14 protein-coding genes and 1 pseudogene are annotated in these 13,142 nt (G+C 40.7%); 7 read left to right on the top strand and 8 right to left on the bottom strand.

Translation table 11 applies throughout. The annotated features are described in order from the left end of the window. Positions 1-532: 532 nt before the first annotated feature. Both J2Z48_RS15430 and J2Z48_RS15425 read left to right on the top strand, forming a co-directional pair. A complete protein-coding gene (locus J2Z48_RS15430) occupies positions 533-1,165 on the top strand; it encodes a DUF3885 domain-containing protein (protein ID WP_307254982.1) in 633 nt (210 codons plus the stop codon). Positions 1,166-1,245: 80 nt separating this feature from the next. Beyond that, the gene (locus tag J2Z48_RS15425; RefSeq protein WP_307254980.1) at positions 1,246-1,560 is read left to right on the top strand and encodes a DUF6980 family protein; all 315 of its coding nucleotides are present in this window, start codon (positions 1,246-1,248) and stop codon (positions 1,558-1,560) included. A gap of 657 nt (positions 1,561-2,217) precedes the next feature. Here J2Z48_RS15425 and J2Z48_RS15420 read toward each other — a convergent pair. Beyond that, positions 2,218-2,655: a hypothetical protein gene (locus J2Z48_RS15420; protein ID WP_307254978.1), complete on the bottom strand. Its 438-nt coding sequence runs from the start codon at positions 2,653-2,655 to the stop codon at positions 2,218-2,220. 540 nt (positions 2,656-3,195) lie between these two features. Here J2Z48_RS15420 and J2Z48_RS15415 point away from each other — a divergent pair. Continuing rightward, complete coding sequence (locus tag J2Z48_RS15415; protein WP_307254976.1) at positions 3,196-3,342, top strand: hypothetical protein; 147 nt, start codon at positions 3,196-3,198, stop codon at positions 3,340-3,342. Between the two features lie 121 nt (positions 3,343-3,463). On the opposite strand, the gene J2Z48_RS15410 is transcribed toward J2Z48_RS15415, so the two are convergent. Together J2Z48_RS15410 and J2Z48_RS15405 are read right to left on the bottom strand one after the other, a co-directional pair. After that, positions 3,464-3,853, bottom strand: a complete 390-nt coding sequence (locus tag J2Z48_RS15410; RefSeq protein WP_307254974.1) for a hypothetical protein — start codon at positions 3,851-3,853, stop codon at positions 3,464-3,466. A gap of 411 nt (positions 3,854-4,264) precedes the next feature. Continuing rightward, positions 4,265-5,392, bottom strand: coding sequence for a virulence factor (locus J2Z48_RS15405; RefSeq protein ID WP_307254972.1), 1,128 nt, complete (start codon positions 5,390-5,392; stop codon positions 4,265-4,267). Between the two features lie 703 nt (positions 5,393-6,095). On the opposite strand from J2Z48_RS15405, the gene J2Z48_RS15400 reads away from it, so the two are divergent. Next, positions 6,096-6,644 carry a L,D-transpeptidase gene (locus J2Z48_RS15400; protein ID WP_307254970.1) on the top strand — a complete coding sequence of 183 codons (549 nt, stop codon included), beginning with the start codon at positions 6,096-6,098 and terminating at the stop codon, positions 6,642-6,644. Positions 6,645-6,711: 67 nt separating this feature from the next. On the opposite strand, the gene J2Z48_RS15395 is transcribed toward J2Z48_RS15400, so the two are convergent. The 5 genes from J2Z48_RS15395 to J2Z48_RS15375 form a co-directional block, all read right to left on the bottom strand. Continuing rightward, positions 6,712-7,002, bottom strand: coding sequence for a YolD-like family protein (locus J2Z48_RS15395; RefSeq protein ID WP_307254967.1), 291 nt, complete (start codon positions 7,000-7,002; stop codon positions 6,712-6,714). A gap of 47 nt (positions 7,003-7,049) precedes the next feature. Then, positions 7,050-8,276, bottom strand: coding sequence for a DNA polymerase IV (locus J2Z48_RS15390; protein ID WP_307254965.1), 1,227 nt, complete (start codon positions 8,274-8,276; stop codon positions 7,050-7,052). 120 nt (positions 8,277-8,396) lie between these two features. Beyond that, positions 8,397-9,260 (bottom strand): hypothetical protein, encoded by an 864-nt coding sequence (locus tag J2Z48_RS15385; protein WP_307254964.1) that lies wholly within the window; start codon positions 9,258-9,260, stop codon positions 8,397-8,399. Between the two features lie 214 nt (positions 9,261-9,474). Next, entirely contained in the window at positions 9,475-10,911 is a 1,437-nt protein-coding gene (locus J2Z48_RS15380) for an RtcB family protein (RefSeq protein WP_307254963.1), read from the bottom strand. A gap of 239 nt (positions 10,912-11,150) precedes the next feature. Continuing rightward, positions 11,151-11,387, bottom strand: coding sequence for a hypothetical protein (locus tag J2Z48_RS15375; RefSeq protein ID WP_307254961.1), 237 nt, complete (start codon positions 11,385-11,387; stop codon positions 11,151-11,153). A gap of 361 nt (positions 11,388-11,748) precedes the next feature. On the opposite strand from J2Z48_RS15375, the pseudogene J2Z48_RS15825 reads away from it, so the two are divergent. The 3 genes and pseudogenes from J2Z48_RS15825 to J2Z48_RS15365 form a co-directional block, all read left to right on the top strand. Continuing rightward, positions 11,749-11,979: pseudogene (locus tag J2Z48_RS15825) on the top strand (alpha-helical endospore appendage domain-containing protein); the annotation flags it as partial. A 193-nt stretch (positions 11,980-12,172) separates the two neighbouring features. Next, positions 12,173-12,310 carry a hypothetical protein gene (locus J2Z48_RS15370; RefSeq protein WP_307254959.1) on the top strand — a complete coding sequence of 46 codons (138 nt, stop codon included), beginning with the start codon at positions 12,173-12,175 and terminating at the stop codon, positions 12,308-12,310. Positions 12,311-12,397: 87 nt separating this feature from the next. Then, a partial coding sequence (locus J2Z48_RS15365; RefSeq protein ID WP_307254957.1) for a hypothetical protein occupies positions 12,398-13,142 on the top strand: 745 nt, incomplete at its 3' end.

Genomic DNA, 13,142 nt, shown 5'->3' with positions numbered 1-13,142 from the left:
AACCGTCTTCTTTGCATAAAAAATCTCCTCCACTGTATATAACTCATTCTACAGGATAAAGGAGATTACTCAAATTTAATTTGGGGGCTAAATAGCAACCTTACTACCAGGAAGTGGAACGAAGAGTGGAAAAGTTGTTTATATAGATATATTTGTTACTTAACAAGGTAAAAAAATGGCTAAGGACATGAAATATGTCCCTAACCATTTTTATTAGTACGAGAACGAGTGTTCAAATCCTCATAGGTATGAGCAATCGACGAGCTCTCTGGATGGATTGGTGGAATGAATCCATAGCTTCAATCCTTATAGGTACGATCAATGCGATTTTCTTGTTAATACGGTACGCGACACGAACCAAGGGTATATCTTTCACCCTTTGCTCGCTTTCAGGGAAGGTCTGAATGCGCGCTCTCGATTGGTAAGTACATGTGGTTCACTCCAATGATACATATGCGTACCACCACCGTTACTGGCTCAAGTAGAATGACTGTGATATCATTGGAATTTGCGATAAGATTGGGGTGTTTGTGTGCAACTAGACAAGTATTTAAACAACAATTTTCATAACCTAAAACTAAGACCACCCCTCTTTTACAATTGGGTGTTTGGAATTCGGTTTGAATTGGGAGACCCGAATGAAGTTAAAAGAAATCCCCATATGAAGCGTGTCTATTTTCGTGCAATAACACTTTTCAAGGAACTTCATTCAACTGAAGACGAGATCATGATAGTAGCAAACGTTCATCACTCTGGAGAGGAAAACATATTAAAAAGACGTAGAGTAAAGATTTATCAGCACTACCTAAAATCAAAGGATATTTTACCAAGATTACAACATCAAATTACTCCCTATGTTTTTGAAGATATATATGATATTTACGATTTCGAAACACACAGATATTCTTTACAGTGTCAGGTCAAGGATATAAAGTTCATCCAATTAGTCAAAGCAATTTGTAATCACGACATGGGTATAAAGCCTAAGATTTTTCATGATGTATTTTTTGTTAACCTATCTAATAAAACAATTTTTCACATTTACGATGATCGTGGTTGTGATGTAATTGCTACATCCAAAGAACACATTAGGCCTTTGTACAACCGATATAATGACTGGATTTTAGATCATGACAGGGCGACAATAGATAAGGTATTTCAATAATCGATAAAAGCAACTGTTCTCACCTATATCGATAAACAATGCCCATGATTTTAGTTGCTTTTCTGCTAATGGGAGGCTATATGATTAAAAATCACTGTTGTAAAACCATGGAAAATACATTAAATTACGTTTGTAAGCAACACAAAAATCCTTTTGACTGTCCAGATCATTTGATTTATTATAGTTTGGTTTTTGATGAATATGGAATTATCATCCATGACGGAGGCCCATCCTATTCTGCAATCTATTTTTGCCCTTATTGTGGTTCAAAACTCTCGGACTCTAAAAGAGATTTGTGGTTTGACGCACTTGAAGCATTAGGATTTGCCGCTCCTTTTGAGCAAAATATTCCAGAGGATTTCAATTCAGACAGATGGTATAACAAACAGGACTAGCGTTGAAAGATACATAAATTCTTTCAACGCTAGTCCTGTTTGTTATGTCAGGAGATAGATTGCTTTAAATGTCCGATACATTTGAGTAGATGTTCTCGATTCTTAGCACTCTTGATCCATTTAGGTAATCTGCTCTCTATACTACGATTGTTCGGGTGTGGATTCCTTAACTCAGAACGGACATAACTTTCTATGTACTCTAGATGTTCAAGATTATACGCCCATAATGTATGACCACAACAAGTAAGCTGTAGATACGCAGGAAGTCCAAAATACCAGTCAAAAGGTCCGCCTATCCGGATTGTATTCTCTTTCCAATAATGTGAATGGGACACTTTGACACGATTTCGACAGACATTTGTCTTGGGTAACATTTCTTTGATGTGGCCACAATGTGAACAGATCATCCTGCATTTAATCCCTATCATATATGGGTTAGTAGATCCCAGAGGGGTTACCTCGGCACATTGTTGACAAGATGGACAAACAACTAAGAATTCATGTCCTAGTTCTGATAGTGATTTGTTTCGGTTATTGAAATTTCTCTTCATATTACATCTCCTACGGATAGCTTTACTTACTTTTGTACTATTAATCATCATCAATTGACATCAACTGTCCCATTGCGATATTCCGTTTTCGTTTCAGAATCGAGAGTTAGAAAAAATATAAATACGCCAAAACAATGGCTAGTAGAAACCATAAGGGACTAAGTATAACAAAGAACCATATTAGAAACCCTACAGCCCAATCCCAATCCCACTTACTCTCCTCCACATCGTATATTTTCCACGCATGAACCAGACTACCTTCATGAACTTCGAAACGGAGTATACTGTCTTCTTTCTTCCCTTTCATCCACTCATCTAGTTTTTCTTGCTCATCGGATCTAAAAAATCGAGTCTCTCCTTCTCTTCCATATTCATTTCCCCAATCTTCTAGTACCACGAGGATATGCGTTCCAACATCCACAAGGTCGAATAAATCATCTCGTCCTTTGGTAAATTGAATAACAGATTGTGGGTCTTTTTTTGGAAAAATATAATATATTTCCTTATCTTCGGTATCTTCAACATGATCATGTAAATTATTCATTTTTATACCATACCCTATCTAATACAAAGTAAGCTACTCCCACTATTGTAACGACAATGGCGTGGGCTCCCTTTCCCACCTCAAACAAAAAAGCCCCCGGATTGGGAGCTATGTATCGATACCTGTTTGATTTCTTTGTTGATCGGACCTACTATGCGAACAAACTACCGATTAGTGAAGCGAGAGAATTTACAGCTTTCACGACATCTCCAACGGATGAAACAATTTTTGATATAAGTTCAAAAATTTCCAATTCTAGTTTCCCCTTTCATTTTTAAATTATATTTAACTAGATATATTATTAAGTATTTTTGACTTAATTGCAACTAATATTTTAGATGAATAAAATTATATATTAACAAACCAACAGGTACTCGATCGCCGTGATTTTCAGATGAGAGGACCACGATACCAATGATGAAGTGATTAAAGGAGTAAATAAACAAAAAACGATCCAAAAGCTACCAAGAATTGAGAGCAGAGGGAGTGTATAATGAAATAAGGCAATATAAAAAATACAGTATAAGGAGATGGGAAACCATGTTAAACACCATTGGGAAACTATTGATTACTGCATTTGTGGTTATGATCCCATACGCATCTGCTATATCTGTATTTGTACAAGAAACCGCTCAAGAGCATCATGAAGAAACTACCAAAATAGAACATCTAAAAAATATCAAATAAACCCTGATGTACCTGTACAAAGCACAAAAACCGCTCAACCCCTGTGATAACAATGGTTGAGCGGTTTTTGTTGGGGTGGAGCAGGAAATTTATAGAAGCTATTCTCAAATCCAATCTTCATCTATTCCCGGTTGAGCCAATCTAACCATTCCTTATCAATCGGGACTAAATTTACCGCCTCCTCAGACCCTTGCTGGAGTACATCCAAGACCGTCCATATTTCAGGAGAAACCCTCTTTCTTCTCTCGACCTTAAACGTAGTCGAAGCAATCAGTTCCTCTGCTTCATCATGAACCGATGCCCTAATCGTAAGGATCTCATCCGAGTGGGCATTGACTCGGTACTTCTTATGATCTTGCTCTGTGATCTCTGCGAAATCAACAATATTCCAATCCATATACTCTCCATGCGTATCCGGACCATTGTATGATTCTAAAATGAAGTCCCAGATATTATCATCATTTGTAGCATCAAAACTATCTCCTACTTTAAACAAAAACATCTTTTCCATGATAGATTTGACCTCCTCGAATTTCAGGGGTAATAAACGCCCCTGACTTTAAACAAACCTCTGTATGCCTAAATGAGCGATGTTTTTAATTTTTTAATGTCCTTGTATGTCAAGACTATAAAATCTCTTAAAAAAATCCTCAGACCGTTTCAGCCATTTTCCGTATAGGTACTATCAAGACCCCAAAAAAGCCCAAGAAATATAGCTTCGACAAAAAATGAATGAATCCCGTTATATCTACATTTTTTCTATATCCCTAACTTTAATTGATAAAGCACTGTCGTCGATCTTCAGGGTTTATTACGCTATTAGGGATCGACGACGTCCGCAGGGGAAACAGGTTTCCAAGAGAGTCCCATTAGGATGGATGTGCGAACTTATCCACATGGATTTGAGGAACATGCCAATTAATTACTTCTCCATCTCACGCATCATCTGTTGCCAGACGGTTCCACTGGCTTCTTTCCCGCTTTCGATCCGCTTTAAGGCAATTTGAGCTTGTAATTGCACCTCAAATTCTTCATCGTGAATCGCTTTTTGTAAAGCTGGGATGGCTGTAACATCACCCACTTCAAACAAATAACGCGCAGCACGCCAACGAACGAGTTTATTCCGATCGGATAGGGCCCTGCACATGGCTGGAATGGCGATAGGATTCCCTAAATCAGATAGCGTGTCTCCAACAGTTCTTCGCACTACTGCCGAAGAATCTTCAAGTGCTCTCATCAGTAGGGGAAATACCCGATCATCTTCTAATTGCCCCAAGATAACTACAGCTTGTCGTCGGATGGAGGTTTGAGGATCCTTGATTGCTTTCTCTAAGATATCCAGTCCATCCAACGCTACTTCCCATTGATCAAGAGCCGCAAAGCGAACTTCCCATTCAGAGGAAGAAAAATCAGCTCTTACCTGCTCCGTCGAAAAGGTAGTTTTAACCTTTTGGTATACCTCTGGATGAAGGGCAAAATCCACTAGCATTGATAAACGCTTCTCGGAATAAGCCGCAACTATCTCTTCCACCAATTGCGCACCGATCTCCTGTAAATCACCATATCGCGGACTCTGTTCGAGCCATCTCCGTTCATAAACGTAATTGGAAACCCCTTTTTGAATCGCCATCATGGATGTGGTAAACCGCTCAGGTAAGCCAAATCGTTTCTCCTCAGTACCTCTGGTTAGCTTCACTTGAACCGGAATCCCTTTTAATTTTTGGATCTCAACTTTTACTTCTGCAAACGCTTGATCCGTAAGCTGGACCTTCGAATCACCGGCAAGTTGCTCCTGCGATCCAAATAGACGTTGTACATCCGGTAAGATTTGTTTCCAGTCTACTTTGGGATGACGCTCCACACTAATAAAGTCCGCTACTTGGAAGATGGCCTTCACCCCTTCAACGGCTAGTAGCTTGCGGATATGCTCAGGAGCCGATTGTTCCTGGTCTTTTCGGAAGTTATAGCTAATACCATTTGCAAGTGAAGGCTCAATCATTAACTTCATCACATTTGGACTTGGAGTTGGTTCAATTGCTACTATTTTCATTCCATCCACCCCTTATGTAGGAAAAAACCTCTGAGTGATTCATCTCATAGGTTCGATTATAAACTAGCAGTATTATTTGGAAGACGTTTTAAGGGACGTGTCTTTTCTGCGCCCCAAGCTTTCGTACATCGCTACTATCAAATTCACTTAAGGTGATACCCAATGATATAAAGTAGAAGTCCGTTGTTCTGCTATTATAACCTTGTGAGGATTTGAAAACCATGATTAAGAATATACCCTTTATGTCACGGAATCTGGATGATGCACAAAACCAGCGCCATAATTAACTCTGGGGCTGGTTTTGTGCATCATCCTTATGTTGAAAATGAATAACGGTGTTACCTCTAGCATCTATTAGTATAGTCACGGTTTCAATTCCATATGGAGGATAGTAGGAGAGCCCGAATTCACACTTAGTGTAGTGAAAATCGGGCTCTCCTACTACTTAATACTAACGTATAAAATGACATCAACATTTCTCTATTAGATCCCATATATAACATTACCTTTCAAAATTGTAAGGTAATGTTATATAAATCGATAGAATAAAAACTGTAACCAGTTTAGTATACAAAGAGTGCCCCAACATGAATAACAATACTTTTACAGGCATATCTACTGCTTATATATTTCTTTTATAAATATTTTTTAAAAATGAAGGGGGCTATCACCAAATGAAAAAGGATAAAGGAGTTGCACATACATGCCAAAATTAAGACGACTTGTACTGTTTATGTTATCTCTTTCGTTTGCTCTTGTTACAGGATTATTTCAACCAACAGTAACTCAAGCTGCGCAGGATTCAAATTACAAAATTGAAATTAATAAGCAAACTAACTATCTGTATTTGTATCAAGGGAATAGGGTTATTAAGACCTATCGGGTAGCTACTGGGAAAAATAAAACGAAGACACCGGAAGGTACTTTTCCGATTATAGCTAAGTTTGTTAAGCCAGGTTGGAAAAACATCCCTGGGGGTGTGCCTGAAAACCCTTTAGGTGAACGTTGGAACGGATTCAGCGTTAATGGTGATAGCGGTAGAAAATATGGTATTCATGGGACAAATAATCCAAATTCAATTGGAACCTATGCTTCAAATGGATGTATTCGAATGTTAAACAAGGATGTTATTGATTTATATGATCGCGTTCCCGAAGGGACTCTTGTATGGATTCACAGCGGAAAAAGCAATAAGGTTTGGCGTGGGAATCCTGATGTAGGCAACTCTATCGTCTATCAATCTCAAGAATAATGACATGAAATAAAATGAGAACGTTCTCCCACGAGATCGTTCTCATTTTGATTTTCGGCAACTCCCTTCACATCCATTCGATATCTAATATTTCTTGAAAGGATAGCCATATTTGAATATCTCCATTCTTCAATAGAAATTTTTGTATATGCGGATCTACTCTTTCCACAGATCCGATAAATGACTTTGGTTCATACTTCCCTATGTATGTAGTGAGGACAACACGATCATCATGTAGAGCTTGATACAGACGTTGATTCAGTTCTTCTAGCCTTTGTTCATCCAGATCAGGCGGCACATACTCTCTTTGCTTCCGACGTTGGGCGATAAGTTGTTCACGATGTTCGGGTAGAAACATCCTGCTCCCCTCCCATAATAAATTTCCCCGGTTCAACTCATTTTCCTTCATTTAAAGTGACCTCCGATCTTCCCATGTCTCTCTAACGCTTGCCCTGACTTTGTTAGGGATGATGCACGAATGACCGCAGAAGCACCGTAGCGTTCCTTAATTCCATCTATGACGTAACCTAACTTCTTCCGTTGCTCTTTCTTTTGATCAAACAAATCCAACTGTACGACTTCATCTGATTGGAAATTACTCAATGACAATCCAATTACCCTAATCGGTGCTTGATCCCAATGGCGTTGGAATACCTCCCTAGCATATTGATAAACCAACATCGTTTCGTTCGTTGCGCCTGGCATAGTCAACTGACGATAAAAGCCAGTAGGTATACCAAAATCAGCTCCCCTAGCCCCTATATGAACCGTCCTACCCATGAGTTGATTTTGTCTCACTCTCCTACACACATTCTCACAGAGTTCTAACAACACCACGTCGATTTCTCCTTCAAATTTGCGATAGTCGCAGGGTAGAGTCATCTGATGTCCGATCCCCTTGGGCTGATGGAAGGAATCGCTTGCAACTGGGGAAGAATCTATACCGTGCGCTGTCAGCCACAATACATGCCCATTGATACCCCATTTCGATTTGATCTGGGATAATGGATAGTTAGCTAGTTGTCCGATCGTTTGAATTCGAATCCGCTCAAAATGTTTTCGCATCCGGTTTCCTACACCAAACATTGCTCCAATCGGTAACGGCCACAACCTTTCCTTTATGTTGGACTCGTCTAACTGACATATCCCAAAAAAATTCTTCTTAGCAAACTGGTCACAAGCCATTTTTGCCAGTACTTTCGTTGGACCAATTCCGACTCTTGCCCGAATATGTAACTCTGATCGAATGGAATCTTGGATCTTAGTCGCAATCTCTTTTGGGGAACCAAACAACCGCTCACAACCAGAGACATCGACGAATATTTCATCGATTGAGTAGGGTTCCACTCTATCAGAAAACCGCTCTAGAATCTTAGTAATGCGAAGAGAGATATCTATGTAAAGCTGCATGCGCGGTCTAACAACAACTAAGTGTGGACATTTTTGTAAAGCCTCCCATAAAGATTGAGCTGTCTTTATTCCATATGCTTTTGAAAGCGGACACGCAGCCAAGACGATTCCACTCCTCCTTTCGGGATCTCCTGCTACCACAGTCGGCTTATTCCATAGATCGGGTTGTAGTGATTTTTCTACACTGCAATAAAAGCTCTCCATATCAACTAGAAGTATCATCGTTGACTCACTTCCTAAAAAGTATCTCAGTTCGTTTTTTATTATATGCGAATGTATGTTCTTATATAATGGATAAATCTTACCAATTGGGATAAAAAAAGACTAGGCATCTGAAATCGCCTAGCCGTGAAACGTAATATGGGTTGTCAATGCATTATTCATGATTTGGAGTAATGTAGGAATAGCATTTACATTCTCTCTTGCCATATCTTTAAAATACATTTCATCTTTTACATTGTAATGATTGGGTCCCAATGTTTTTAGTCCTGACAAGTTATACCCCTCATCCAAATAAGCAACGATTCTATTCACTGGATAATTCAAAAATAAATCATTCAGTGTTTTATGATAATTCGATAGCCCTCTTTTCTCTTCAAGGGAAAATACCATTTTTTTTGCTATCATACTTTGAAATTGATGGATTGCTACTTTTACTAAATTATGGATAAGCATATCACCTAAATCAATTCCAACATAATGATCATTCCAATATAGCAAGTTCGCATTTTTTCGATCTTCATTTCCTAAAAAAGTATCAAGAGCTGTGATACGCTGGAGGTCTAGACTTTTAGCCATATTTTTTATCACTGAATAGTTCAACCCAGTTTCCTCTATTGGAACTTTTGTACCAACTTTTTGTTGAATCCCTGCTTTTGGGACTACTCCTTCTACAAATGTATGTAAAGTAGCTGGATACCCTGAAAAAGGCTTTAAGCTAAACCCCAACTTCGCTGGTATAAGTCGTACACGATTAATGGGGAGATTCATTTCTTCTGCTATTCGAGAACCCACATAATCACGTACTAAAGTCGATTTTTCCCAAGGCGAACTGTTAGGATTAATTTGTTTTAAAACGAACTTACGACCCTGCCCGTCTGTAAAAATAATCACTTTTCCGTTCCATAGGTTTATTTTTCTATTCACTACAAAACTGATTTGAGTACCTCTTTCTAAATGAAAAATAAACTGATCGAGATCTTTCATAAAGGTAATACCACCTTTTCGATCTAGAAAGGATCATCTTAGAATTCTTGAAGGACTTCTATCTATTGATTCATTATATTCCGTTGCGCTGGATGCGGTCTCTTTACCTATTTATACTTGTTCAGTGTGTAGTTTCCTCATGATGACCAAAAACCTCTACTTCACAAGATTGAACCAGTTCAGCCACCACCTCTCATCCTTCTTAGATTTCGGCTTAAACGCCTTTAATAACGGCCATTGGCTGACACTCTGCTACGACAGAGGCAAGACCTGCCCCTACCACAGAATGGATTACCTGATCCACATCTTTATAAGCTTGTGGACACTCATCCAAGATACTCTCTAGTGTGCGTTGGTTTACCAAAATTTCCTCGTCTGTTCCTACCTTCATAGAGGAAGCAAATTGATCGACGCTGATTAATTCTTTCGTTGCACGACGGGAGCGAACACGTCCCGCACCATGACAGATGGAGTAGAAGTTTTTCTCTCCGCCCGTTTCTCCCACCATAATGTAGGAAGACGTCCCCATTGATCCAGGAATAAGGGCTGGATGACCAGTCTCTTTATATGGTTCTGCATTTAGGGAGTGCCCCGCTGGAAGTGCTCGCGTCGTTCCCTTTCGATGTACTAACAATGGCTCACTACGATGGGACTCTGTTAACGCATAGTTATGCATCAGGTCGTAGAGAACCGTCATCTCCAAGTCCTGTCCGAACACATCCCTTAATCCTTCTCTTACTCCATAAGCGATCATATGACGGTTTACCACTACATAATTAAGTGCAGAGTACATCAGATTGAGATAGCGTTGACCCTCCTCTGTGTCGATCGGAGCAAAGACCAAGTTTGGGTCGGAAGTTCCGATGCCCCACTTGTCCATAGCACGTCGGAAATCTTTGGTAAATTTCGGTCCTAACATTCCGCCCCATGCTCGGGAGCCAGAATGGATCATTACCACTACTTGTCCGTCAAAAAGACCCCACTTTTCCGCAATTTCTCGATTTTCATCCTTAATTGTAATACTCTGGATCTCACAGAAGTGATTACCGCCACCAAGTGTTCCTACTTGCATCCAAGCTCGGCTCCACATTTTCTCTGGAATGGCATCTAGATAACCTGTATCGTAGGAAAGCTTCGCATGTTCGATATGGGTGAGGGAACGGCGATTTTTAGGTGAGTAGTAATCTGGTACATACTGCGGTGGGAGACCATGAATCCCCTCTGATACAATCTTCTCTACACGGATATTCTGATAGTAAGAAGCAGCTCGCTCATTTGCTGGAACATACTTTTCGATCGCTTTGATCATCTGGCGACGTAACTTCTTATCTTGAATATCATCGCGATGAAGCGAAGTAAGATGAACCCTCATTCCACATCCGATATCGGAGCCTACAATGGAAGGGGAGACAAAACCATCATTCATATTCCAAACAGCAGTCGTTCCTATACATGTCCCTACACCTACATGAGCATCCGGTGTATAGCTCATATGGACATTGCGTGGGATTTGCAGGTTGTTATCTGCCATCTCGTAAACTTTGTATTCAAGATTTTGAAAGACTTCCTCGTTTGCAAAGACATGGAGTTGACCATGCTTCAACGTAATCTCTTGGTGATTTTTCCCATGATTTTTTAGCATATTTCTCATTCCTTTTAATAAAACATAATACTTATTATATAGACGGTTTATTTATCCTTCTATATAATAGGATAAACCTTTACCGGAATCTTTAATTTACTATCCTATCCGAAAATTAGTCTTTGCTAACGCAGAATGGTAGAGTCAATATAAAGGGCATCAATCCGTTATCTAGGATTGATGCCTTGTTTATTAGCTAATATGTTCAGTCAATACAATATGGGAGGCTAACTCATGAAATGCTCTCATTAAACCCAATACCAACAACCTCTCCAATAGTCATAGTACCAGTAATGATGCTTCTTAGTATGCCATGGAGATCCTCGAACTAGCATAGTGCTTTCATCCAACTGATCAGTCATTTGTAAACTGGACTGATCAGTTCCATTTAGTTCCTTCGTAGGAGTACTTGCACCTAATGTTAAGGAAAGCACAAAGGTCAGAATCACCAAGGAAACTACACTTGAAAGCCGCAATTTCTTCATTGATCACTATCTCCTTTCATTTTTTATTGTTTGTCACAATTGAATATATTCTTTATCTAGGTACATTTACCTTCTGGATAACAAAATAAATTTAGCAATACGAAATTTTCACCTTAGTTATAATTCGTTAAGCGTATCATCGAAAAATAGATCCCCTACAAAAATGGGTGAATTCTTACTGATGCGCCCGAACATTTTTTCAACACGACCTTCACTTTTATATCACCATATGTGTTTTGATGAAATATGGTATATAGGCATGAAAACATAGCGAACAAATGATAAAGCAATTTTATTGATACATCTGCTATAGAGAAGTATTGCTGCGGAAGCAATATGAAATTTCGTAAGGAGGATCACTATGTCATTCCCTAATATACCTAATATTAGTCCCAATATTTCAATTACTCGAGAGGATGCAGTAAACCTATTATTGTCATCCATTGCGTTAGAAGAGCTGGGCCTGAGTCACATTATTAATGCAGAAGGAGAAAAGCTTCAATATATTCTAGGGACTCTCCCTGGAGTGTCAACCAACTTTCAGCCCTCCATTAGCGACTTACTTACGATCAACGCAAGTGTGCGTGACACAATCAATGTAATTGGAAAGAAAGAATGGATTTTAAACGAGAAGTTAGAAAACGTGTTAGGCACAGACGTTACTAGGGGACCGACGGGAGCCATAGGACCTACTGGAGTCACAGGACCATCAGGAGGACCTCCTGGACCTCAAGGGCCCCAAGGGACAACGGGACCTCAGGGTCCATCAGGTCCGGTGGGAGCGATTGGAGGCACAGGGCCTCAAGGACCAATCGGCCCTCAAGGACAAACCGGATCTTTTGCTACAGGCGATCTCTTATTTTTGGTTCAAGGGAATTCAGGAGCAAGCGGAAGTGTTCCACTTGGTTTCGGAGATATACTAAACTTTCTATCCAATACGCTAGAAATTTCGGTAACTCCCGGATCTGCCAATGTGAGTTTAGAAGTGCCTACTGGATCTAGTGGCCCCATTGCAGGAATCATTAAAGCAATCATTGAAGAACTCGGTTTTACTGGGGCCACAGGACCTCAAGGGGCGACGGGTACTCAAGGCAACACTGGACCTCAAGGCGATACTGGGCCTCAAGGCGATACTGGGTCTCAAGGCGATACTGGGTCTCAAGGCGATACTGGGCCTCAAGGTGGTACTGGACCTCAAGGTGATACCGGGCCTCAAGGCAGTACTGGGCCTCAAGGCGGTACTGGGCCTCAGGGCGACACTGGGCCTCAAGGCGATACTGGACCTCAAGGCGATACTGGGCCTCAGGGCGACACTGGGCCTCAAGGCAGTACTGGGCCTCAAGGTGATACTGGACCTCAGGGTGATACTGGGCCTCAGGGCGACACTGGGCCTCAAGGCGGTACTGGGCCTCAAGGCGACACTGGGCCTCAGGGCGACACTGGGCCTCAGGGCGACACTGGGCCTCAAGGCGGTACTGGGCCTCAAGGCGACACTGGGTCTCAAGGCGATACTGGGTCTCAAGGCGATACTGGGCCTCAAGGTGATACTGGGCCTCAAGGTGGTACTGGACCTCAAGGCGACACTGGGCCTCAAGGCAGTACTGGACCTCAAGGCAGTACTGGACCTCAAGGTGGTACTGGACCTCAAGGTGGTACTGGACCTCAAGGTGATACCGGGCCTCAAGGCAGTACTGGGCCTCAAGGCGGTACTGGGCCTCAGGGCGACACTGGGCCTCAAGGCGATACTGGACCTCA

The sequence above is a fragment of the Croceifilum oryzae genome (genome assembly GCF_030814315.1).
Taxonomy (GTDB): Bacteria; Bacillota; Bacilli; order Thermoactinomycetales; family Thermoactinomycetaceae; genus Baia; species Baia oryzae.
Note: the sequence above shows the minus strand (reverse complement) of the source record. Positions and strands in the feature narration are given on the sequence as shown.